This is a genomic window from Streptomyces sp. NPDC044044 (genome assembly GCF_056434405.1).
The window spans coordinates 757,109-778,651 of sequence record NZ_JBWKFG010000001.1 but is presented as its reverse complement, the minus strand read 5'-3'; the positions used below and the strand labels follow the sequence as shown (position 1 = coordinate 778,651).

Genomic DNA, 21,543 nt, shown 5'->3' with positions numbered 1-21,543 from the left:
TATCTGGACGAGGAGAAGGCATGAGTGAGGTCACGACTACGGGCCGACCGCCTGAGCCGGACTGGGCAACGATGACGGCCGAGGAGCTGGTCGCCTACCGCGGCGCGGAGAACCGCTTCCGGGCCTCCGCCACGGCCCGGGCGATCCTCGGAGATCCTGATCCCGGCGCCTCGATCGACTGGCAGCACGTGGCGCTGCCCGGCCGTGAGATCCCGGTCCGGGTCCACCGGCCGTCGCACGGGCGCAGCGGCGAAGACGCCGGTCAACCAGACCTGCCCCTCGTGCTCCACGTGCACGGAGGAGGGTTCGTGGGCACGGCGGTGCAGAGCGACTGGGTCAACAGTCACCTGGCCGCCCAACTGCCCGCAGTCGTCGTATCGGTCGAGCACCGGCTCCTCGACCCCGACCATTCACTGGCGGCCGCCGTCGACGACGGCTGGGACGTACTCCAGCACCTGGCGCGCCGTTCCGCGCAGTGGGGCATCGACCCGGCGCGGATCGCGGTCTTCGGCGAGAGCTGCGGCGGACTGATCAACGCCCTGGCGGCGATCCGGGCCAACGGGACCGGCTTGCACCTTCGGGCGCAGGTGCTGGTCAACCCCGCCGTCGATGTGACCGAGAGGATGCTCGACCACGCCTCGGTCAGGGAGCACGCCCGCACCCCGACCCTCGCCGTGCCGCAACTGCAGCTGTTCCAGCGGCTCGCCGTGCCGCCGGGAACCGACCCGCGCGCGCTCTCGCCCCTGTGCGCCGACCACCTGAACGGTCTCGCACCGGCGCTCGTCGTGGTGCCGACCCACGACCCACTGGCCGATCACGGCCGCCGCTACGCCGAACGACTGCACGCGGCCGGGACGCCCGCGCGTCTCACCGAATACCCCGAAGCGGGGCACGCGTTCCTCAGTACGCCGGGCTTGGCGCCGCAGGCCGAGGCCGCGAGGGCGGAGATCTTCGAGTTTCTCCGAGCCTGCCTCGCCCCGCGACCGGAAGCGAAACACTCTGACGACGAAGGCACGTCATGAGCGAATCGCCCGCACTCTTGGAGGAAGACGCAGTGAAGCGCATCGGCATCATCGGAGTTGGCGAGATCGGCCGGGCCATGGTGGTGGGCCTGTGCGATGAAGTCGACAAGTCGCCAGAGGTGTTCCTCTCCCCGCGAGGCGCCCGCACGGCCGCGGAGCTGTCCTCGCGCTACGAAGGCGTTCAGGTCTGCGCCGACAACCAGGAGGTGGTGGACCGCTCCGACGTGGTGATCATCGCCGTACGCGGACAGGACCGGCACGAAGCGCTGCCCGGCCTGCGGGTGGACGACGACAAGATCGTGGTCAACGTGATGTCCGGCGTCGCCAACGACGACCTGCGCCACATGCTCGGCACCGACGCCGTGCTGGTACGAGCCATCCCCCTGCCCTCCGCACGCGAGCGCCGCTCCGTCACGGTGACGTTCCCGTCCCACCCGGTGACGGACGCGCTCTTCGAGCGGCTGGGCGGGGCGCAGCCGGTCGCGGACGAGGCGGCCTTCAACGTCTTCTCCACGCTGACGGGGACGCTGACCACCCACTACGCGTACCTCGCCGCACTCACATCGTGGGCCGTCGGCCAGGGCGTCGCCCCCGCCGACGCCGACCGCTACGTCCGCGGACTCTTCCAGGGCGTGGGCCGCGCCCTGAGCGACGAGACCCGCTCCCTGCACCAGCTCGCCGCCGACCACGAGACCCCGAAAGGCAACAACGAAAGAATCCGCACCACTTGGTTCGACGCGGCCAACTCCCAAGCCCTCGACAAGGCCCTCGACGGCCTGCTCACCGACCTGTAGCAGCCGGTGCGGCGATGGCCCCACCGCCCATCGGCTGGTGAGGCCCTCTCGCTGTCGGGTGGCGCCGGGATCAGACGGACAGGGAGATCTCGGTCGACTTGATCAGCGCGACGACGGAGGAGCCGGAGGCCAGCTTCAGGTCGGCGACGGCGTCCTTGGTGATGGCGGCGGTCAGTTCGCCGCCCCGGACGGAGACCTTCACGGAAGCCATGGCGCCACCGGTGGCGACGTCGGTGATGGTGCCGGGAATCTGGTTGCGAATGGACAGACCCTCGACCGGGCCCGTCGCCAGGGAGACCTCCGTGGACTTCACGAGGGCCTTGACCGCGGAGCCCTCGGCGAGACCGAGCTCCTTGACGGCCTCCAGGGTGATCGCGGCGGTGACGTCCTGACCGCCGTCGAGACGGACCTTGACGGTCGCCATGACCTCGCCCGGGGTGACGGCGGTGACGGTGCCTGCGATCTGGTTGCGGATGCTCAGGCTCATGAAGAGATGCCTCACAGGGAAATGGGTGGGTTTTGTCAGGCTGTGTGCCTGTGGTGATTCACACGTTAATGCCCTGAATCGGCACCGGAGCGGAGCGTGTCGCATCCGCAAGGCCGTCCCCCCGCTGCGCCTGGCAGATGGCGGCCTATCCGAAGGTGAAGGCGTAGCCCTGGACGCCGGGGGCCACACGCAGTTCGAGTCTCGCCTGGGCCGGGGTGTCGCCGTCGACGAGGGAGTACAAGGACGGGGTGCCGTGCACCTGCACCGTCTTGGTGACCTTGCCGTCGACGAGGACCGTCACGGGCCCTTCCCCTGCCATCACCAGGTTGACGTTCTTGGCGCGATAGGTGAAGGCCGGCCTGGCGTCCTCACCCGCGGTGAAGTGGTCGTACCCGGCGGTCCAGACGCCGTCCAGGGAGAGGGAGTTGAGGGGGATGTCGGCCGGGAAGCGGTAGGCGGTCGCCTTGTCGTCGACGAGCGGGGTGCCGACGTAGCCGCGGATGCGCAGGTTGCTGAGGTAGGTCTCCGGCGTGCGGTCCTCGGTCAGCTCGTCGGCCTTCTGGCCCGTCTTGGGCGGCAGTTGCACCTGCGGGTCCGCCTGCTTCAGGAGGGTGCGGATGAGGTCCTCGGTCTGGTCGTACTCGCCCTCGCCGAACTTGAAGTACCGCACCGTGCCCTTGTCGTCGATGAGGTACTTGGCGGGCCAGTACCGGTTGCGGTAGTTGTCCCAGGTGGTCAGGTCGTTGTCGAGGGCGACCGGGTAGGTGACGCCGAGCTTCTTCGCCTGGTCGGCGACGTTGCCCGCGTTCTTCTCGAAGGGGAACTCCGGCGAGTGCACCCCGATCACCTCAAGGCCGTACGCCTTGTACGCGTCGTTCCACGCCTCGATGTGCGGCAGGCTGCGCTGGCAGTTGATGCAGGAGTACGTCCAGAAGTCGATCAGCACGACCTTGCCGCGCCGGGACGCCAGGTCGACCGGCGCGCCACCCGGGGTGTTGAGCCACTTCGCGATGCCGTCGATGGCAGGCGCCTTGCCGCACGAGCGCAGCGCGTCGGCACCGTCCTCGCAGCGCGAGAGCTCCTTGTTGGAGTTGTTGTACAGCCCCGACAGCTGCTGGCGGGCGGTGTCGCTGTCCTCGATCTTCTTCTGCGCCGCCGAGGTGTAGTCGGGCAGGGCACGCTGGATGGTGACGTTGAAGGCGAGCGCGAACGCCAGGACGACCATCAACAGGCCGGCGGCGATGCGCAGCTTGCGGGCCCGTGTGCGAAACGCCGCCACCCGCTCGGCCACACGCCGCCCCGCCAGCGCGAAGACCAGCAGAGGGATCGCGGTGCCCACGGCGAACGACACCGTCAGTGTGACGATGTCTCCGCTGATCTCGCCCCGCGCGCCGCGCCCCCGCCACCGTGATCGCGGCAAGCACCGGCCCGGCACACGGCACGTACAGGAGCCCGAGGCCCAGGCCCAACACGAAGGCGCTGCCCTCCTTGTTGACCTGACGCTGCGGGATCCGCGCGAACGGCTTCTCCATCAGCCGCTCGACGGGCGGGAAGATCAGGCCGAGGCCGATCAGCACCAGGAGCGCGAGGCCCACGTAGCGCAGGATGTCCTGCGGCAGACCGAGCGCGGACAACAGGGTCACACCCAGCAGCGTGAAGAAGCTGAAGCTGATGACCAGGCCCGTCACCACCGCGTACGGACGCCGGTTGCGCATGCGTGAGGACTTCGGCGGGGCGAGGGCGGTGAGGGTGTCGTGTCGCGGGCCGCGTCGGCAGGACCGGCGGCCGATGACGTCTCCGTCTCCGCCTGTGGGTCCGCGGCGGGCTTCCCCGCCGATGGCGTGTCGCTCCCTGGGCCCCCGGCCAGGAAGACGACCGGCAGGACGGGCAGGATGCAGGGCGAGACGGCCGTGATCAGTCCTCCGAGCAGCCCTATCAAGATCAAGGTGAGCATGAGGAGCGCCCTCCGGTCAGGAGATCGGCGTACCCGCTCTCCCCACGTGTGATTCGGAGGGCCTCCCCCCGCCGGATTGGTCCCACCAGGCACTCAGGGTCACTCGTGAGAGGCCGGTGGCCCTGGGGCGATGGCGACCGGCCAGGTCCCCAACACGGTGGGACAGCCGGTCGGCCGACCCCGACGCGGGCACCTATCCTTGCGGCATGCAGCGTTACACGATCGGGCAGGCGGCCCGTCTGCTGGGCGTCAGCCCGGATACCGCACGTCGGTGGGCCGATGCCGGGCGCGTGACCACCCAGCGCGACGAGGGCGGACGTCGCCTCGTCGACGGGAAGGACCTGGCCGCCTTCTCGGTCGAGCTCGCCCAGAACGGTGGTGAGGAGTACGCCTCCTACACCTCGGTCCGCAACGCCTTTCCCGGCATCGTGACCGCCGTGAAGCTGGGCGACGTCGCGGCCCAGGTCGAGATCCAGGCCGGGCCGCACCGCCTGGTCTCGCTGCTGACCCGGGAGGCCGTGGAGGAGTTGGGCCTCGAGGTCGGCATGGAGGCCACCGCCCGCGTGAAGTCGACCAACGTACATATCGACCGGACCTGACACACCTCCCGCCGCCCTGTGCGCGTGGCGTCCCGCCCGAGTCCCGGGACCTCGCCTAGAAACACCTCCATGTGCCACTACTGCGGTTGCCGAGAGATCCCTCTCATCAAGGAGTTCATCGCCGAGCACGAGCGCGTCACGGACGCCGCGGGAGACGCGCTCCGCGCCCTTGAGCAGAGCGACACGGGCCGCGCCCGCGCTCTCGTGGACGTCATGGCCCGCGAGCTGGACACCCACTGGCGGGGCGAGGAGAAGGGCCTGTTCGCCGTGATGCGCACAGATCCCGAGTACGCGGAGTACATCGCGAGCCTGGAGCGCGAACACCGCGAGCTGGCAGCCCTGTTGCCCGCGCTGGACCTGGCGGACCCCGCCGACGTACGCACCCTCGTCGGAGCCGTCGACGAACTGCACCGGCACATCGCCAAGGAGGAGGACGGCCTCTTCCCGGCCTCGCTCACGGCGCTCGACGGCGACGACTGGAACCTGTCGATGGCGGCCTGGCGCGAGGCGCACCCGCCGTGCGCCGGGGCATGACCGGCACCATGGTCGCGGTGGCCTCGTGGCGGTGGCCTGGTCGCGGTGACCTCGTCGCGGTGACCTCGTCGCGGTGACCTCGTCGCGGAGAGCGGTCGTGGAGAGCTGGTCGTGGTGAGCCGCTGATTACTGGTCTCTGGACCGGCCGGACGCCGCCGCGAGCTCGATGCCGCGAATTCTGCGGAGCCAGCCAACGAACAGCCGGAGCGCGATTCCGCACCCCGCGCACCAGCCCCAGCCCTCGGTGACCAGCGCGTGCAGACCGTCCTCGTGCCGGATGTACAGGATCTGCGCACCGACGGCCAGCGCGATGAACCCGTGCGTACGCGACTCCACCGAAAGGAGCCAGTCCACCGGCATCCACAGGGGAGCGGCGAAGTCGCCGAGCCGCATCCTGAGTGCCGCCCAGAGGAAACCGGTGGCGTAGCGCATCCTGCGGCGCGAAGAGAGGGTGATGCCGTTCCCTGGGTCGCCGGCGAGGACCGCGGCCCACTCCTCCCGGAGGTGTGCCCTGCGGGCCCCGGCGACGAAAGAGGCGAAGTCCACCGTGCGAAGTCCGGCCCTGCTGCCCCGGGCGGCATCCGATTCCGCAGGGGCGGTATCCATTTCCGCAGAGGCGGCATCCGGCCCCTCCTCCAGCGCCCGCGTGCCCTTGCGCAAGGCGGTGAGCAGCAGGCCGACCGCCGCGGCCAGGATCGCGGCCGCCGTCAGCGCGCCGAACAACCAGCCGCCGATGACCATGGTCCGGGTGATCGCCGGTTCCAGGCCGAGCAGCTTCAGGATGTAGCCGACGAGCAGCAGTGTCGCTGCCACGACGCCGCACAACACCGGTGCCAGCACGGCGACAACAGCGGCCGGTCCGGCGCCGGCGGCCTCCGGAGGGCGTTCGTCGGTGCTCACGCCGTTCCCCCTTCGGCCGCCGTGTGCAGCCCGAAGAGCCGGGGCTTGCGCTCCCTCGCTTCCCGGGCCGCACGCTGGCCCACGGCGGTGAGTTCGTAGTAGTACCGCTTCGGCCGCCCCGGGTGCTCGCCCGTCTCCTCGTACCGCGTGGCCCATCCCGCGTCGACCAGACGCTCCAGGATGGGGTACACGGTCCCGGACCCGAGGTCGGCCTCCTCGCAGATCTTCAGCCCCCACGCCGGATCGTCCGCGGAGGACGCCAGCAACACTTTGATCACCTCAAGTGTCGGGCGCGTAAGACGAATTGATGCCATGTCACGAGTGAAGCAGCACACTCACCGTATGTCGAGTACGACAGTCGGTGGCTCGGGCTCCTCCCACCGCCTTCTCCACGTCAGCGCAGCTGACGCAGGAAGACATCGGACGCGCTGTTGGTGTCGTCAGGGACGAGGTTTCCGGCCGCGGAGTCGAAGACCACCGCGCCACCCTCTTCGCTGACGCCGGTCCGCGGTCCTGGGTCGGTGTCCTCGGACACCGGCTCGCTCTCGCCGCTGATGAGCCGCACCTCCCCGGTCTGCATGTCCCGCAGGAAGACGTCCGCGCTGCTGTCGCCGTCCGCGTCAGGGTCGAGGTTGGTGGCCGCCGAGGTGAACGCCGCGTAGCGCCCGTCCCGGCTCAGTGAGACGTCGTCGCTGTCCCCGTTCGCCGGTGTGCCGTCCGGGGCGGCGCTGACCAGGCGCATGCGCTTCGCCTCGCGGTCGTAGAGGAAGACGTTGTGCGAACTGGTCGGGGCCGGGCCCTCGGCACTCAGCGCTCTGGAGGTCGAGGTGAACGCCACCTGGCGGGCGTCACCGCTGAGGGCCGCGCCCCAGGACGGGGTCTTGCGGTTGTAGCGGTGCGGGATGCTGATGAGTTCCGTGGTGTTCTTCTCGCGGTCGCGCAGGTAGATGTCCGTCGCGGAGGAGTGGTCCTCCACCCCGGCCAGGCCGAAGGCGTTGGAGGTGAAGGCGAGGTACCGGCCGCCGCCGTCGGCCGCGAACGCCGGGCCGAACGCGTCGCCTTCACCCTGCTTTCCCTCGTTGGTGAGTTGCGCAAGCTCCGTGGTCTTCTTCTTGCGGTCGTAGAGGAAGACATCGTCCCGCTTGTTGGCGTCCCCCGCGACGAGATCCTCGGCACCCGACGCGTACGCGACGTAGCGACCGTCCCCGCTGACGGCGGGGTCGTACGTCAGGTTGCTGCGCAGTCCGTCGTAGGACGCGCCCGTGGGGCTGATCCGCTGGGTCTTGCCCGTGCTCCGGTCGTGCAGGAAGACGTCGTCGAGGTCGTTCGGGTCGCCACCCACGAGATCGTCGGCGGTGGAGGTGAAGACCACGTACCGCCCGTCGGGGCTGAGCGAGATCTCCCGTACGACGCCGTGGCTCGCCTTTCCGTTGCTCTTGACGCTGACGCGCTCCGTCTTCCCGGTGCGCACATCGCGTACGAAGGCGTCGGGTGTGCCGTTCGTGTCGTTCGCGACCAAGTTGCGGGACGCCGAGACGAATGCGACGTAGCGGCCGTCGGCGCTGATGGCGGGGTTCGTGGAAGCGGCGTTGCCCTCGGCTCCTGCCGCGCCGACGCTCACCCGCTCGGTGCCCGGCGCGGAGGTGGGGCCGGCGGCGGACGCGCCCGCGGGTGAAAGCACGGTCACTGCGCAGAGGGCGGCGAGCGCGGCGCTGGCGGCCGTCACGCGCTGATGAACGGTCATCGGTTCCTCCTGTGTCGACAGCGATCTCCGTGTGCTGTCCGGGCACGCCCGGGAGGAGGAAGTGAAGGAAGGCGCGCCGGAGCGCGCGTCGTTCCCCGTGTGATGTCCCCGTGTGATGTCCCCCGTGCGCCGCCCTCGCGGGGACTCTGCCCCGGCCGGTGCGAGCGGGACGGTCGAGAAGGCCGCACGCCCGCGCCGGAACCCCGGCCATCAGCCACTGCGGCGATCGGTCATGACCAGGTGCACCGTAGGCGAGCGAACACCGCGGAACCCGGGGGGTCAATGTGTCGCGTGCCCTCCGCGGTGCGGATGCGTCGGTTGCATCAGTGGCGCGGGGCGCTTCGGCGGACTTTTGTGCCGTACTCGCGCGGAATGGGCAACCATCGCGGCTGGGGGCGTGGGGGCGCGCCCCCACGCCCCCATGGAAAACCGCGACGCCCCACCCCCCCGTCAGGGGTCGGGTGAGGCGCCGCGGTCAGGGCCCGCCAGCCCTAGAAGTCCAGGTCGCCGCCGGGCTTGCGTCCGGGCTCGGGGCGCTGGTTCTTCTCGCCCCTCTCGACCTCGGTCTGCTCGTCCTGACGACGGGGAGCCTGCTTGCTGCGCTCCTGGGCGCGAGCGGCGCGCTTCTTGTCCTGCGGGGTCTGGCGGTTACCCATGATCGATCCTCACTTTCGGTGCACGCACCCTTGCGTGCGGTAACGCATCCAGTGCAACCCCACCTCTGAAAGCTGGCCGATACATGTACTGTCGGCCCAGGTCAGAGGCCACTTCCGAGGCGAAATCACCTAGGCGCCGCCGACCCCGCCGACCACCGCCCCCGCCTGGAACGTCTTCCGGTACACCTGCGGCGACACCCCGATGGCCGCCTGCAAGTGCTGGCGCAGCGATGTCCCGGTGGCGAAACCGACCTCCGCCGCGATCCGGTCGACCGGCAGGTCGCTGGACTCGAGGAGGTGCCTGGCCCGGTGCACCCGCTGCTGGATCAGCCACCGGCCGGGACTTGTGCCCGTCTCCTCCTGGAAGCGGCGCGCGAAGGTGCGCGGGCTCATCCGGGCGTGGTCCGCCAACTCCCGCAGGGAGAGCGGCCGGTCGAGGTGTTCCAGGGCCCAGACACGGGTGGCGGCGGTGCCGGTGGCACCCTCGTCCGGTATCGGCTGCTCGATGTACTGGGCCTGGCCGCCCTCCCGCCACGGCGGCACCACGCAGTGCCGTGCGACCCGGTTGGCGACCGCGCTGCCGTGGTCGGAGCGCACCACGTGCAGGCACACGTCGACTCCGGACGCGGCGCCCGCCGAGGTGAGCACGTCGCCGTCGTCGACGAACAACACGTCGGGATCCAGGGCGACATGGGGGAACATCTGCCGGAAGTGGTCCGCGAGCGCCCAGTGCGTCGTCGCGGGCCGCCCGTCGAGCAGTCCCGCCGCGGCGAGCGTGAACGCCCCCGTGCAGATGGAGACGAACCGCGTGCCGGGCCTGATCCGGGCGAGCGCGTCGCGCACGGGATCCGACAGTTCGGCGGTGATGCGCTGCAGGTCGTAGGGCGGCAGGACCACCGTGTCCGCGCTCTCCAGCGCCTCGGGGCCGTGCCCGACGGTGATGGTGAAGTCGGCGTTGGTGGCCACCGTGCGGTCGTCCGTCGCCGCGCAGGTCACCACCTCGTACCCCCCGGGGACCAGCGGGAAGACGCGGTTCGGGATGCCCAGCTCGAAGGGGTAGACGCCGTCGAGCGCGAGGACGACCACGCGGTGCGGGCGGTCGGCGAGGAATTCCATCGAAGCCATGGCACGATCCTATCGCTGAATGGCAATCTTGCCATTGCCCAGGTCAAGCCGGTGCCGCACGCTGGACCCATGACCAAGAACACCGCTTCCCAGCCCGCAGAGCCGAGCAAGTCGCCCTCGCCGTCCTCGTCGCCCTCGTCGACCTCGTCGTACGAACCGACCATGAAGGCCGTCCGCCAGGACACCCTGGGTGATCCCGACGTCCTGAAGGATGTCGAGGTCGCGCGCCCGAAGCCCGGCGTCGGTCAGATCCTCGTGGCCGTGCACGCGGCGGGCGTGAACCCGACCGACTGGAAGCACCGCAGGTTCGGCGCCTTCCTGGGCGAGCCGCCGTTCACGCTCGGCTGGGACGTGTCGGGCGTCGTCGAGGCGGTCGGCATCGGCGTCTCGCTGTTCCAGCCGGGCGACGAGGTGTTCGGCATGCTGCCCTACCCGTACGGGGCCGGTTCGCACGCCGAGTACGTGACCGGGCCCACCCGCGCCTTCGTGCCGAGGCCCGCCGGGCTGAGCCACATCGAGGCCGGGGCGCTGCCGCTTGTCGCGCTCACCGCCTGGCAGGCGCTCGTCGACAACGCCCACGTGGAGGCGGGGCAGCGGGTCCTCGTGCACGCGGCGGCCGGCGGCGTGGGCCATGTCGCGGTGCAGATCGCCAAGGCACGCGGCGCGTACGTCATCGGCACGGCCTCCGCCGCCAAGCACGACTTCGTACGTGGTCTTGGCGCCGACGAGGTCATCGACTACCGCAACGCCGACTTCGTGAAGGAGGCCCGCGACATCGACGTGGTCCTCGACCCGCTGGGCGGCGATGACCGGCTGCGCTCCCTCGAGGTGCTGCGGCCCGGCGGCATCCTGGTGTCGATCCTGCCGGGCGACTTCGGCGACGTGGCCGAGCGCGCGGCCGCGTTGGGCGTGCGGGCCACGGACATGCTGGTGGAGCACGACCAGGCGGGCATGACGGCGGTCGCGGCGCTGGCCGAGTCCGGACAACTGCGCGTCCACGTCTCGGACACGTACCCGCTCGCCGACGCCGCCAAGGCGCACGCGCAGGGCGAGACGGGCCGCGTCACGGGGAAGCTGGTGCTCACGGTCCGCCCGTAGGCGCCCCCTCCCCCGCCCCCGGCCGACGCATCGGCCGGGGGCGGTCTGCAGGCCCGGCACGTCAGCCCCGCTCCCACCGATCGAGGACGTCACGGCACAGGGCGGTGTGCTCGTCGGCCGCGAGCAGGACGAGATTGCCGGCGTGATCGCTGTACTGGACGCGGACGTTGACCCCTGCATCGCCCAACAGGCGTGTCAGCTCGCCGAGTTGTCCGGGTTTCTCCTGGTCGAGCCTGGTCATGGCCACGTCGCGCACGACGGCGGGGCCGAGCCTCGCGGCGACGACAGCGGCCAGGGCCGCGGGGCCGTTGTCGACGAGGTAGTGCGCGACGGCCCGCCCGTCGTGCGTGAACACGCCACCGCCTTCCAGGCTCACCCCACGGCCGCCGAGCGCCTGGCCGAGGTCGGCCAGCGCGCCGGGCCGGTCGGGCAAGTGCACCTCAAGGTCCTGCAGGCGCGCGCTCACGAGGTCACCACGGTGGTCGTGACCTCGACAGGGACGGACAGACTGTTGGCGATGTAGCAGTCGCGATGAGCCTGCACGGCGAGCTCCTGGACCGTGGCCGGGTCGGTCCCTGCGGCAGCCCTGACGGTCACGTGCAGGCGGATCGCGGCCAGGCGGGCGGGCCGCGCGGTCAGGTCGAGGTGACTGGTGGCCTCGTCGTCGTAGGCGAGCACGTCCACCCCGGCGCGGGCGGCGGTGCCGAGGAAGGACAGCATCTGGCACGACGAGGCGGCCATCACCACGAGCTGTTCGGGGTTGAGCCGGTCAGGGTTGCCGCGGAAGGCCGCATCCGCGCTGAGGTCGATCTGGGGAGCGGGCTCGGCGTGGGCGGTGTGGTCGCGTGAGTAGGCGCGGATCCCGACGGCGGTGGAGCCGTCCCAGTGCAGGCGGGCCCGGTAGGCGTGCGTGTGGGTGCTCATGGCCGCACCGTAGGGCCGGGAAGCTTCGGCACCGGCCGAAGCGTCGTCGTCGCATCCGTGGACCGTGCGGCAATCGGCACCGCGCGGCGCACGCCCTGGCGCGGAGCGCGCGGAGTGCACAGAGCGCTCGGAGAGCCCGAGCGCGACCTAGCGGGCGGCGCCGCCCCCGTGCCGCCCGCTCCCCCTAGCCGCACGGTCTACGAATAGAACGCGGGTCGCTCGACCAGCGCGACCTCCACGCGCCCGCCCTCCCGCTGAGAGGCCACGCCCGCCTCGCACACGGCCGCGGCCGCATAGCCGTCCCAGGCGGACGCTCCGGTGGTCTCGCCCCGGCGGGTGGCATCCACCCAGGCCTGCACCTCGCGGTCGTAGGCGTCCTCGAAGCGCTCGATGTAGTCCGGAGGGACCCGGCCTCCCCAGCGGCCATCGGCGCTCACCCGGGGCCCCGGCTCGTCCCCGATCCGGACGGTGCCCCGCTCGCAGACCGCCTCGGCCTGCACCTGGTATCCGTAACCGCAGTGGCCGAAGATCTCGACGTCGACGAGCGCGCCCGCCGAGGTCTCGAAGAGGACGAACTGAGGGTCGTTCATACCGGCCGGGGCGTGCGACGACGCCGCGGGCTTGTGCACGGTGACCGCCGTGATCTCCTGGCCGAGCAGCCAGCGGGTCGCGTCCACCTCGTGGGCGACCGAACTGCTGATGAGCATCGCGTCGGTGAACCCGGGCGGCATCGTCAGGTTGCGGTGCCGCTGGTGCAGCATCAGCGCCGCGCCCAACTCCCCGCTGTCGAGGAGCCTTTTGAGCTTGACGTACTCGGCGTCGAAGCGCCGCATGAAGCCCACCGAGACGCGCCGGCACCCCAGCCGCTGCTCCGCATCGAGGACCCGCAGGGCGGACGCCATGTCCGGAGTCATCGGCTTCTCGCACAGGACCGGCAGATCACGGCCGAGCGCTTCGATCAGGGCCGCCTCGTGGGCGGGGCCGGGCGAGGCGATGAGTACGGCGTCCACGTCTTCCGCGGCGATGGCGGCCGCCGGTTCGGTGTAGGCCGTGCACCCTTCGATCGCGTCGGCGAGCGACTTCGCCCGGTCCGCCTCGATGTCGACGACCGCCGTCACCCGCGCTCCGCTGATGACGTCATGGAGCCGGCGCACATGGTCCGCGCCCATCTTCCCCGTGCCGATGACGGCCACACCGAGTCCTCGCTGAAGTGCCATGACTGGGATGTCTCCCCTCCCGGCGGGGGAATCTCCCGCACCGCATCTCCCGCGAGGGAACCCCCATTCCGTCGCACCGTCAACGTCAGCGGGCAGGGGCGACGTCGTGTCCGGTGAACATGTCGATCAGGCCGTGCGGTGCGTTGTCTCCGAAGAGGAGCTCGTGAAGGTCGGCGCCGTCGGCTGCGGCGGCCTCGCTGCGGGGGAACATGGCCTGCTCGTACTCGGTGAGCGCGGCCCCGACGTCTTCGGGGTGCGCGGCCAGGGCCTTGCCGAGTTCGGCGCCGTCGTACATCGCCAGGTTGGCCCCTTCGCCGTTCGGGGCCGCGAGGTGGGCGGCGTCGCCGATCAGCGTCACCCCCGGCACCCGATCCCACCGGAGCCCGACGGGCAGGGCGTTGAGGGTGCGCAGGACCGGCGCGGTCTCGCCGTCGGTGATCAGCGCGGTGAGCTCCGGGGCCCAGCCGTCGAACTCCTTCACGACCCGCGCGGCGGCCGCGTCGGCATCGGTGAAGTCGATCCCGGCGAACCAGTCCTGTGACTTGGAGAGCGCCACGTAGGAGTGCAGGTTCCCGCCGCTCTCCCGGTGCACGGAGATCCCCTTCCCCGGCGCGAGCACGAACAGCGACCCGCCGCCGACCGCTTTCGCGCTGGCCGGGTGCCGGTTGTCGCCGTCGAGCAGGTAGGTCTCGACGTACGAACTGCCGATGTACTCGGGGGTCACATCGGTGAGCAGCGGCCGCACCCGCGACCACGCGCCGTCCGCGCCGACCAGCAGGCTCGTGACGACCGAGGTGCCGTCGGCGAAGCTCACCTCGTGGCGGCCCTCGCCGAGGGCACGGGTGCTTGTGACCTTGCGGCCCCAGCGGACGGTGCCGGCCGGGAGCGAGTCGAGCAGGATCTGTCGCAGCTCGCCGCGCTGCACCTCGGGGCGTCCGCGCGTGCTGTCGTCGTCGAACAGAACGGTCCCGTCCGAGTCCAGGACGCGCATCGCCTCGCGGCCCTCCAGGATGAGGCCGTGGAACTCGTCGGTCAGGCCTGCCGCCCGCAGAGCCGGCTGGCCGTTGTCCTCGTGGATGTCGAGCATCCCTCCCTGCGAGCGCGCCGTCGGTGAGGCCTCCGCCTCGTAGACCGTGGCCGGGATGCCGTGCAGGTGCAGGACGCGGGCGAGGGTCAGCCCCCCGAGCCCCGCGCCGATGATCGTGACGTCGATGGTCATGGTGGTTCCTTTCCTGTGGCACGCCTGCCGGGTGGATGCCGGGCCAGTGGATGCGTGCCCCGCGAGTGGATGCCCGGCGAGTGGATGCGTGCCGGGCGAGTGGATGCCCGGCGAGTCACGTCTGGAACGTTGTTCCACAACCACACTGGAACGGCGTTCCACGGATGTCAAGCTGGAACAGCGTTCCAGGCATGTGTCAGGATGTGCCCATGGCAACCAGGACACGTCGTCCAGAGCGACGAGAGGAACCGCTCTCCCGGGAGCGCATCGTCGAGGCCGCCATCGAGCTTCTCGACACGGCGGGCGAGGGCGGGCTCACGTTCCGCGCACTGGCCGAGCGCCTCGCCACGGGGCCCGGTGCCATCTACTGGCACGTGACGGGCAAGAACGAACTCCTCAATGCCGCCACCGACGCCGTCGTCGCCGACACCATGCGCGCCGACACCGCGGCCACGACGCCGCAGGAAGCGATCCGGGCCCTCGCACTCGGCGTCTTCGACGCGATCGACGTCCACCCGTGGATCGGCTCGCAGATCTCCCGGACCCCGTCGCAGTCACCGATGCTGCGCGTCTTCGAACACCTCGGACGCCAGGTCCAAGCGCTCGGAGTCCCCCGCGCCGCCCAGTTCACCGCCGCATCCGCGCTCCTGAACTACATCCTCGGAGTGGGCGGCCAGAACGCGGCCAACGCCCGCGGAGTCCAGCCGGGCACCAACCGGACCGAGTTCCTCGACGCCGCCGCGACAGCATGGGAGAACCTCGACCCCGACGCGTTCGCGTTCACCCGTGACGTCGCGGACCAACTACGCGATCACGACGACCGGACGGAGTTCCTCGCCGGCATCGACCTCGTCCTCACCGGAATCACCGCCCTTCAGGAGCCGACCGGCCCGGAGCCTTCCTAGTCGGCATCCGCGGGCAGCAGTGCCAGCGTCGCGACGACCGCCCGGTGGTCGGTGCCAGGTACGGTCCGCTCCGCGACCGAGATGCCCGCGAGGCCGGGGCCGTGCAAGACGTGGTCGAGCTGGACGAGCGGCGGCAACAGGCCCCTGCCCGCGGGCCAGGTCCGAGCCCAGCCGTCGCCGAGTTCGGCATGCGTGTCCGTGAGCCCGCCCGAAGCGAGCAGGTCGCGCATCGGCGCGTGGTCGAGAGAGGCGTTGAAATCGCCCAGGAACACGGTGTCGGGGCCGCTGTCGCGGGCGACGGAGGTGAGGGCGGTCATGTCCCGCGTCCAGCGCTTCGCGTCACCGAGCGGGTAGTAGGTGTGAACGGCCACCAGCCGTACGGCGCGTCCACCGACCGTCACCTGAGCGGTGGTCTGGGGCCAGGCGGTGTCCGCCCGGACTGGGCCGCCGCGCGTCAGCGGAATCCGTGAGTAGAACGAGGAGTCGTTCTCGGGGTGGAGCTCCTCGTACGGCAGAACCTTGTTCATGCCGGCTTCGGCGAGCGCGGCGATCCCGGCGGACGGCAACTCCTGCACGGCCAGGACGTCTATCCGTTCGGACTTCACCAGCCGTACCAGCGCACGCGCGTCCTCCCTGCCCACATGGGTGTTGAGGGTGGCCACACGCAACTCGGGTGCCTGCGCCGGGATGTGCTGCCGGTCGTCCGGGATGAACCGCGGCACCAGCAGCACAAGGTGGGCCGCTGTGAGCAGTGCGGCGCCGATGACCAGCCGGCGAGAACGCAGAGCGGGGATGACGAGGGTGGCGGCCAGGGCGAGCACGCCGAGTACGGCGGCATAGGGGAAGAGAACCACCGGCACGGCGAGCGGAGTTCCCGCGTCGAGCCCTGTCAGCCGTACGACAATCAGGGCGAGAAGCAGGGCGAGCAGCGCGCCACAGCCGAGCCGTGCCCACCTGGGTCCGCGGCGGTCGGTGCCCCGCTTCTCCTCGGCCGCGCGACCCGTGCACACAGCAGTACCCATGATCCCTCCCGCTTCCTCTCGCCAGAGTACGGTCGGCGATCACCGCGGATCCCGCAGGGGGTTGGCGTCAGTGGCTGGACGGTGCGAGATGTGCGCGCTCTCCCTGCGCGCCGAACAGGGCGAGCAGTTCCGCCGGTTGGCTGTCGGCGCTGCCGATCCAGTGCGGGACGCGAGTGTCGAACTCCGCGGCTTCCCCCGGGCCGAGCTGGAACTCCTGCTCGCCGAGCACAAACCTGACGTGGCCGTTGAGGACGTAGAACCACTCGTATCCCTCGTGGGTCTGCAGCTTCAAGGTGGGCGGCCGGCCCGCGGGCGGATAGATCACCTTGTAGGCCTGGATACCGCCGGCCCGCCTGGTCAGCGGCACCATCACAAGGCCTGAACGCCGCACTGGTCGCAGGTGGACGCGCGGGTCGCCGGTGGGCGGCGCCGCGACGAGGTCGTCGAGCGGGACGCCGTGCGCCCGGGCCAGGGGCAGTAGTTGCTCAAGTGTGGGACGGAGCTTGCCGTTCTCCAGGCGGGACAGGGTGCTCGCGGTGAGGCCGGTCTCGTCTGCGAGCGCCGCCAGTGTGGCGCCCTGCGCCTGGCGCAGGGCGCGCAATCGCGGCCCGACTCCGGCCAGGACGTCCGCTGCCTCTGCGGAGTTGTTCGTGCCTGGATCCACGTCTCGTTCCATGCCTTGGTCCATCCCTCGTTCCACGCCTTGCTCCATGCCTTCGTCCATGCCTGCTCCAGGCCTTGGCCCATGCTCGATGATGCGGATCCGCAACTTTTCTTGCAAGGGTGAAACAGCGGTGCCGATGCTGTGGATACACCGCCGGTGGCGAAGGCGCGTATCGGAATCGCTCTCCGCACACCGGCCGACGAAGGGCACCCTCATGGAATCCACCCGACGCCGACACCCCTCCCCCGACACCACGGGCGACCAGGGCGCAGCGAGCGAGGAAGCCGCGCTGTTCTGGGAGCGGCACTACCGGACGCAACGCACCGGTGGCGGACGCGTGAACCCGCTGCTCGCCGAGACCGCCGCACCGCTGGATCCCGGCACCGCCCTGGATCTGGGCTGCGGCGCCGGCGGCGACGCCGTCTGGCTCGCCCAGCAGGGCTGGCAGGTCACCGCCGTGGACATCTCCGCCACCGCCGTGGAGCGCGTGCGGGAACGCGCCCGCGACCTCGGCATCCTGGACCGGGTCACCGCCGAACAGCACGATCTGGCCCGCAGCTTCCCGGCCGGACGGTTCGATCTCGTGTCCGCCCAGTACTTCCACACCCCGTTCGCGCTGGCCCGCAGCCGGGTCCTGCGCACCGCCGCACGGTCCCTGCGGCCGGGAGGTCTCCTCCTGATCGTCGACCACGGCTCCACAGCACCCTGGTCATGGAACCAGGACGCCGACAACCACCACCCCGCACCCGCCGAGATCGCCGCCGAACTCGATCTCGACCCGGCGCACTGGTCCGTCCTGCGCGCCGACATGCCCCGTCGGCAGGCCACCGGACCCGCCGGTGAGACCGCCACCGTCATCGACAACGTCCTGCTCTTCCGACGCACCGCCGAATGACCGCCACGTGACCGCCCCATGACCTCCCGCACCGCACCACACCCACACGACGTCACGTCGGAGCGGAGCGACTCGATGCCAGGAAACCGTGCGCAGCCACCTCGGACTCGGGCGAAGGACGCCGGACCACCGCGGACCGGCGCCGACAAGGGAGCCGACGAGGTAGCCGACGAGAAGGCCACTGTGCGGGGCATCCTCGACCATCTGCGGGACTCGGTCGCCGCCAAGGTCGCGGACGTGCCGGAACCACAAGTCCGAACGGGCGGAGTGCCCTCGGGCACGAGCTTGCTCGGGCTGCTCAAGCATCTGGCGTGCGTCGAACGGTTCTACTTCCTCGGTGAGGACGTCGATCAGTGGCCCGCGACCATGCGGCCCTCCCCGCAGGACACCGTCGACGGTGTGCTCGCCGACTACCGGAGGACCGTCGAGCGGGCGAACCAGGTCATCGACGCCTGCCCGGACCTGACACTTCCCGCCCCGCGACCGCCGCGCCGGGGGCCTGCGCCGTCGATGCGATGGGTCCTGGTGCACATGATCGAGGAGACCGGCCGCCATGCCGGCCACGCAGACATCCTCCGCGAGCAGATCGACGGATCCACCGGCCGCTGAAGGCATCCCGATCGCGTACGTGCAGGGGGCGGGGCACATGCACACGGCCCACGGCCCACGGCCAAGTCTCGGAAGGGAAACATATGTTGGTTGTCGCCTCCGCACCCGGCATGGAAGTCTGAGCCGCCGTGATCGAATTCCTCACTCGGCACCCGGACGGAGTCTGAACCCATGCTGGACGGCTGCACCCCGCACCTGCCCGAGACCCTCGGCCGCTACTACGACCAGGGGTACTACCGGGGCGCAGCCCTGCCCCAGCTCCTGGCCGAGCACGCCCGCACGTACGGCACCCGCACCGCCCTCGTCCACGGCGAACGCCGCCTCACCTACCGCGAGCTGAACCGCCGCGTCGACCGCCTGGCTGCCGGGCTCACGCTCCGGGGCATGCGCGCGGGCGACCGGGTCATCGTCCAGCTCCCGAACGTGCCCGAGTTCGTCGTCACCGTCTACGCCCTCATGCGGGCCGGGGCCCTCCCGGTGTTCGCGTCCACCTCTTGCCGCGCCGACGAGATCGGGCACCTCGCCCACATCACCGAGGCGGCCGCCTACATCGGCCCCAGCCTCCACCGCGGCTTCGACCACGCCAAGATGGTCGAGCAGGTCAGCAACGACCATCCGCGCCTGCGCCGCGCCTTCACTCTCGACAGCCCCGACGGCGACCAGGGAGGCTTCTCCACCGCTGCCAGCGGTTGCCTGTTCTTCCCTCTCAGCTCCGTGGACGCTCCGATGGATCCGGAGCGCGCGTACGACCCCAACGACGTCGCGTTCCTCCTGCCGTCGGGCGAGAGCACGGCCTCACCCCATCTGGTCCCGCGCACCCACAACGACTACGCGTACCAGACCCGGGCCGCGGCCGAGCTGATCGGCCTCGGTCCCGAAGACGTCTACCTCTCGGCCCTCCCCACCGAGTCCAACTTCGCCTTCGGCTGTCCAGGCATCGTCGGCACGCTCGCCACCGGCGGCACCGTCGTGCTGATCGACGCCCCTGGCTCCGACACCGGCTCCGACACCGGCTCCGACTCCGACTCCGACTCCGGCTCCGAATCTGAGTCCGGCTCCGAATCTGAGTCCGGCTCCGCCGATGCCTTCCGCGCGATCGAGACCGAGAAGGTCACCGTCACGTCCCTGGACCCCGGCGCCGCACGTCAGTGGCTCGACGCCCTTCCCGACAGCAAGTACGACCTCTCCAGCCTGCGCCTCGTCCAGATCGACGGTGCGGGTCACGATCCCGAACTCGTGGCCGGCCTCCACAAGGCCCTCGGCTGCCGCCTCCAACAGGTCTTCGAGCTGGCCGAGGGAGTGCTCTCCCTCACCCGCCTCACCGACACCGACGACGTCATCCAGCACACGCAGGGCCGCCCCCTCTCGCCCGGGGACGAGATCCGCATCACCGGCCCGGACGGCACCGAAGTACCGGTGGGAACTCCCGGGCAGCTCCGGACACGCGGCCCCTACACCCTGCGCGGCTACTACAAGGCCCCCGATCTGAACGTCGGCGCCTTCACCCCCGACGGTTTCCACAAGACCGGCGACATCGCCCACCTCACCGACGACGGCAACCTCGTCGTCGAAGGCCGCGTGCGGTAGGGGTCGTTCGGGAGGCGTGGCCGAACCCGGTTGTCACATCCGGAGGGCCGCCGGTGTCTTCATGCCGAACAGGCAAGCAGACACCCGTGCAAGGAGTACGCCATGACACCACGTCTCCCGAAAGCCGAGCTCCCCTCCGAGCTCGTTGAAAACATGATCAAGCAGCTCGGTGCCGTGCCCGAGAACGTCGAGGTGCTGTGGCACAACCCCCAACTCGCTCAGGACAACCTGGAGTTCGGGGCCAAGGTGGGCGCCTGGGACGCTGCGGACGCGAGCCTCAAGTCCTTCGCGCACATGGCCGTCGCGGCACAGGTCGGCTGCAGTTGGTGCCTCGACGTCGGCTACTTCCAGGCGCGGAACGAGAACCTGGACCTGTCCAAGGCGAGCCAGGTGCCGCGCTGGCGGCAGTCGGACGTGTTCACCTCCCTTGAGCGGGACGTGATGGAGTACGCCGAGTCCATGACGGACACACCGCCGACCGTCACCGACGAGCAGTACGCACGTCTGCTGGAGCGGCTCGGCCCGGCGGCGATGGTCGAACTCACCGCACTCATCGCCTATGTGAACCTCGCGACCAGGGCCAACGTGGCGAACGGCGTCACCTCGCAGGGATTCTCCGATGCCTGCGAGATTCCGCTGGCGGGGCGTCCCGGGGCGTCCGGCATGGCGTCGACCGCATGATCGAGGACCCGTTCGTGGCCCATCGCAGCCTGCTGTTCACGGTCGCCTACGAGATGCTCGGGTCGGGGGCCGACGCGGAGGACGTACTGCAGGAGTCCTGGCTGCGATGGGCCGATGTCGCCCAGGCTCAGGTGCGTGACCCGCGGGCCTATCTGGTGCGGATCGTCACGCGGCAGGCGCTCAACCGGTTGCGTACGTTGGCGCGCAGCCGCGAGGACTATGTCGGCGAGTGGCTTCCGGAACCGCTCCTCACGAGCCCCGATGTCGCCGAGGACGTCGAACTCGCGGAGAGCGTCTCGATCGCGCTGCTGACCGTCCTTGAGACCCTCGGGCCGACGGAGCGGGCCGTGTTCGTGCTCCGCGAGGTCTTCGAGTTGCCGTACGGCGAGATCGCCGACGCCATCGGCAAGTCCGCGGCCGCGGTGCGGCAGACCGCACGCAGGGCACGCGAGCACGTGGCGGCCCGGCGGCCCCGGGTTCAGGTGAGCCGGTCGGAGCAGCAGACAGTGGTGGAACGGTTCCTGGCCGCGTTGCGCTCCGGGCAGGTGCAGGAGCTGATGGAGGTCCTGGCACCGGACGTGATCCTGATCGCCGACGGCGGCGGGCTCGCATCCGCGGCCCGGACTCCCCTCCACGGCGCGGAACTCGTCGCGTCGTTGCTCGCGCGACCGGACCGGATGGTGTCGGCCGTGTGGATCAATGGCGCGCCCGCCGGCCGGATCGAGGCCGACGGCCAACTGGCCGCGGTGAGCGTCGTCGTGGAGAACGGCCGGGTCACCCGGATCCACGCGGTGGCGAACCCGCGGAAGCTGACGCGGCTGGAGGAGCCGGCCGAGCTCGCGAGGTAGGACCGAGGCCGTGAGTAGGACCGAGGCCGCGCAAAGCCATGGCGAAGGGCAGACTGTGG

The 21,543-nt window shown here is 70.6% G+C and carries 25 protein-coding genes; 12 read left to right on the top strand and 13 right to left on the bottom strand.

Annotated features, from left to right (window positions below):
• The first annotated feature begins 20 nt into the window (after positions 1-20).
• Positions 21-1,022 (top strand): alpha/beta hydrolase, encoded by a 1,002-nt coding sequence (locus AC07AG_RS03735; RefSeq protein WP_478751461.1) that lies wholly within the window; start codon positions 21-23, stop codon positions 1,020-1,022.
• Positions 1,019-1,816, top strand: coding sequence for an NAD(P)-binding domain-containing protein (locus AC07AG_RS03730; RefSeq protein WP_478751460.1), 798 nt, complete (start codon positions 1,019-1,021; stop codon positions 1,814-1,816). The genes AC07AG_RS03735 and AC07AG_RS03730 overlap by 4 nt, the downstream gene beginning before the upstream one ends.
• A 70-nt stretch (positions 1,817-1,886) precedes the next feature.
• Here AC07AG_RS03730 and AC07AG_RS03725 read toward each other — a convergent pair whose 3' ends face one another.
• Entirely contained in the window at positions 1,887-2,303 is a 417-nt protein-coding gene (locus tag AC07AG_RS03725) for a TOBE domain-containing protein (RefSeq protein ID WP_478751459.1), read from the bottom strand.
• A gap of 145 nt (positions 2,304-2,448) precedes the next feature.
• Positions 2,449-3,642 carry a thioredoxin family protein gene (locus tag AC07AG_RS03720; RefSeq protein WP_478751457.1) on the bottom strand — a complete coding sequence of 398 codons (1,194 nt, stop codon included), beginning with the start codon at positions 3,640-3,642 and terminating at the stop codon, positions 2,449-2,451.
• Here AC07AG_RS03720 and AC07AG_RS03715 point away from each other — a divergent pair.
• From AC07AG_RS03715 to AC07AG_RS03705, 3 genes are all read left to right on the top strand, one after another.
• Positions 3,635-4,024: a hypothetical protein gene (locus tag AC07AG_RS03715; RefSeq protein ID WP_478751455.1), complete on the top strand. Its 390-nt coding sequence runs from the start codon at positions 3,635-3,637 to the stop codon at positions 4,022-4,024. The two genes, AC07AG_RS03720 and AC07AG_RS03715, sit on opposite strands and share 8 nt — an antisense overlap.
• Positions 4,025-4,463: 439 nt before the next feature.
• Positions 4,464-4,856 (top strand): TOBE domain-containing protein, encoded by a 393-nt coding sequence (locus tag AC07AG_RS03710; RefSeq protein ID WP_478751453.1) that lies wholly within the window; start codon positions 4,464-4,466, stop codon positions 4,854-4,856.
• 69 nt (positions 4,857-4,925) lie between these two features.
• Complete coding sequence (locus AC07AG_RS03705) at positions 4,926-5,390, top strand: hemerythrin domain-containing protein (RefSeq protein WP_478751451.1); 465 nt, start codon at positions 4,926-4,928, stop codon at positions 5,388-5,390.
• A 126-nt stretch (positions 5,391-5,516) separates the two neighbouring features.
• Here the strand turns inward: AC07AG_RS03705 and AC07AG_RS03700 are convergent, their stop codons facing one another.
• The 5 genes from AC07AG_RS03700 to AC07AG_RS03680 all read right to left on the bottom strand — a co-directional run bounded on the left by AC07AG_RS03700 (position 5,517) and on the right by AC07AG_RS03680 (position 9,815).
• Positions 5,517-6,290 carry a hypothetical protein gene (locus AC07AG_RS03700; protein WP_478751449.1) on the bottom strand — a complete coding sequence of 258 codons (774 nt, stop codon included), beginning with the start codon at positions 6,288-6,290 and terminating at the stop codon, positions 5,517-5,519.
• The gene (locus AC07AG_RS03695; RefSeq protein ID WP_478751447.1) at positions 6,287-6,559 is read right to left on the bottom strand and encodes a PadR family transcriptional regulator; all 273 of its coding nucleotides are present in this window, start codon (positions 6,557-6,559) and stop codon (positions 6,287-6,289) included. The genes AC07AG_RS03700 and AC07AG_RS03695 overlap by 4 nt, the downstream gene beginning before the upstream one ends.
• Positions 6,560-6,684: 125 nt before the next feature.
• Positions 6,685-8,034: a TolB family protein gene (locus AC07AG_RS03690; RefSeq protein ID WP_478751445.1), complete on the bottom strand. Its 1,350-nt coding sequence runs from the start codon at positions 8,032-8,034 to the stop codon at positions 6,685-6,687.
• Between the two features lie 491 nt (positions 8,035-8,525).
• Complete coding sequence (locus AC07AG_RS03685) at positions 8,526-8,690, bottom strand: hypothetical protein (RefSeq protein WP_478751443.1); 165 nt, start codon at positions 8,688-8,690, stop codon at positions 8,526-8,528.
• A 129-nt stretch (positions 8,691-8,819) separates the two neighbouring features.
• Complete coding sequence (locus AC07AG_RS03680; RefSeq protein ID WP_478751441.1) at positions 8,820-9,815, bottom strand: GlxA family transcriptional regulator; 996 nt, start codon at positions 9,813-9,815, stop codon at positions 8,820-8,822.
• Positions 9,816-9,884: 69 nt separating this feature from the next.
• On the opposite strand from AC07AG_RS03680, the gene AC07AG_RS03675 reads away from it, so the two are divergent.
• On the top strand, positions 9,885-10,913 hold the full coding sequence (locus AC07AG_RS03675; protein ID WP_478751439.1) for an NADP-dependent oxidoreductase: 1,029 nt from the start codon (positions 9,885-9,887) through the stop codon (positions 10,911-10,913).
• A gap of 61 nt (positions 10,914-10,974) precedes the next feature.
• Here the strand turns inward: AC07AG_RS03675 and AC07AG_RS03670 are convergent, their stop codons facing one another.
• The 4 genes from AC07AG_RS03670 to AC07AG_RS03655 form a co-directional block, all read right to left on the bottom strand.
• Positions 10,975-11,379, bottom strand: a complete 405-nt coding sequence (locus AC07AG_RS03670) for an ACT domain-containing protein (RefSeq protein ID WP_478751438.1) — start codon at positions 11,377-11,379, stop codon at positions 10,975-10,977.
• Positions 11,376-11,837 carry an OsmC family protein gene (locus tag AC07AG_RS03665; RefSeq protein ID WP_478751436.1) on the bottom strand — a complete coding sequence of 154 codons (462 nt, stop codon included), beginning with the start codon at positions 11,835-11,837 and terminating at the stop codon, positions 11,376-11,378. Before AC07AG_RS03665 ends, AC07AG_RS03670 begins: the two co-directional genes overlap by 4 nt.
• 197 nt (positions 11,838-12,034) lie before the next feature.
• Positions 12,035-13,054 carry a Gfo/Idh/MocA family protein gene (locus AC07AG_RS03660; protein ID WP_478751434.1) on the bottom strand — a complete coding sequence of 340 codons (1,020 nt, stop codon included), beginning with the start codon at positions 13,052-13,054 and terminating at the stop codon, positions 12,035-12,037.
• Between the two features lie 85 nt (positions 13,055-13,139).
• Complete coding sequence (locus tag AC07AG_RS03655; protein WP_478751432.1) at positions 13,140-14,273, bottom strand: FAD-dependent oxidoreductase; 1,134 nt, start codon at positions 14,271-14,273, stop codon at positions 13,140-13,142.
• 209 nt (positions 14,274-14,482) lie between these two features.
• Here AC07AG_RS03655 and AC07AG_RS03650 point away from each other — a divergent pair, with 209 nt between their 5' ends.
• A complete protein-coding gene (locus AC07AG_RS03650) occupies positions 14,483-15,178 on the top strand; it encodes a TetR/AcrR family transcriptional regulator (protein ID WP_478751430.1) in 696 nt (231 codons plus the stop codon).
• Here AC07AG_RS03650 and AC07AG_RS03645 read toward each other — a convergent pair.
• Both AC07AG_RS03645 and AC07AG_RS03640 read right to left on the bottom strand, forming a co-directional pair.
• Positions 15,175-16,200, bottom strand: a complete 1,026-nt coding sequence (locus AC07AG_RS03645) for an endonuclease/exonuclease/phosphatase family protein (protein ID WP_478751428.1) — start codon at positions 16,198-16,200, stop codon at positions 15,175-15,177. The two genes, AC07AG_RS03650 and AC07AG_RS03645, sit on opposite strands and share 4 nt — an antisense overlap.
• Before the next feature lie 67 nt (positions 16,201-16,267).
• Positions 16,268-16,876 carry a helix-turn-helix domain-containing protein gene (locus AC07AG_RS03640; protein WP_478751426.1) on the bottom strand — a complete coding sequence of 203 codons (609 nt, stop codon included), beginning with the start codon at positions 16,874-16,876 and terminating at the stop codon, positions 16,268-16,270.
• A 202-nt stretch (positions 16,877-17,078) separates the two neighbouring features.
• On the opposite strand from AC07AG_RS03640, the gene AC07AG_RS03635 reads away from it, so the two are divergent.
• From AC07AG_RS03635 to sigJ, 5 genes are all read left to right on the top strand, one after another.
• Positions 17,079-17,759: an SAM-dependent methyltransferase gene (locus tag AC07AG_RS03635; protein WP_478751425.1), complete on the top strand. Its 681-nt coding sequence runs from the start codon at positions 17,079-17,081 to the stop codon at positions 17,757-17,759.
• A gap of 75 nt (positions 17,760-17,834) precedes the next feature.
• On the top strand, positions 17,835-18,368 hold the full coding sequence (locus AC07AG_RS03630; RefSeq protein WP_478751423.1) for a DinB family protein: 534 nt from the start codon (positions 17,835-17,837) through the stop codon (positions 18,366-18,368).
• A 171-nt stretch (positions 18,369-18,539) separates the two neighbouring features.
• Positions 18,540-19,955 carry an AMP-binding protein gene (locus AC07AG_RS03625; protein ID WP_478751421.1) on the top strand — a complete coding sequence of 472 codons (1,416 nt, stop codon included), beginning with the start codon at positions 18,540-18,542 and terminating at the stop codon, positions 19,953-19,955.
• 102 nt (positions 19,956-20,057) lie between these two features.
• Positions 20,058-20,636 carry a carboxymuconolactone decarboxylase family protein gene (locus tag AC07AG_RS03620; protein WP_478751419.1) on the top strand — a complete coding sequence of 193 codons (579 nt, stop codon included), beginning with the start codon at positions 20,058-20,060 and terminating at the stop codon, positions 20,634-20,636.
• Positions 20,633-21,484 (top strand): RNA polymerase sigma factor SigJ, encoded by an 852-nt coding sequence (gene sigJ, locus AC07AG_RS03615; RefSeq protein WP_478751417.1) that lies wholly within the window; start codon positions 20,633-20,635, stop codon positions 21,482-21,484. Before AC07AG_RS03620 ends, sigJ begins: the two co-directional genes overlap by 4 nt.
• The last annotated feature ends 59 nt before the right edge of the window (positions 21,485-21,543 follow it).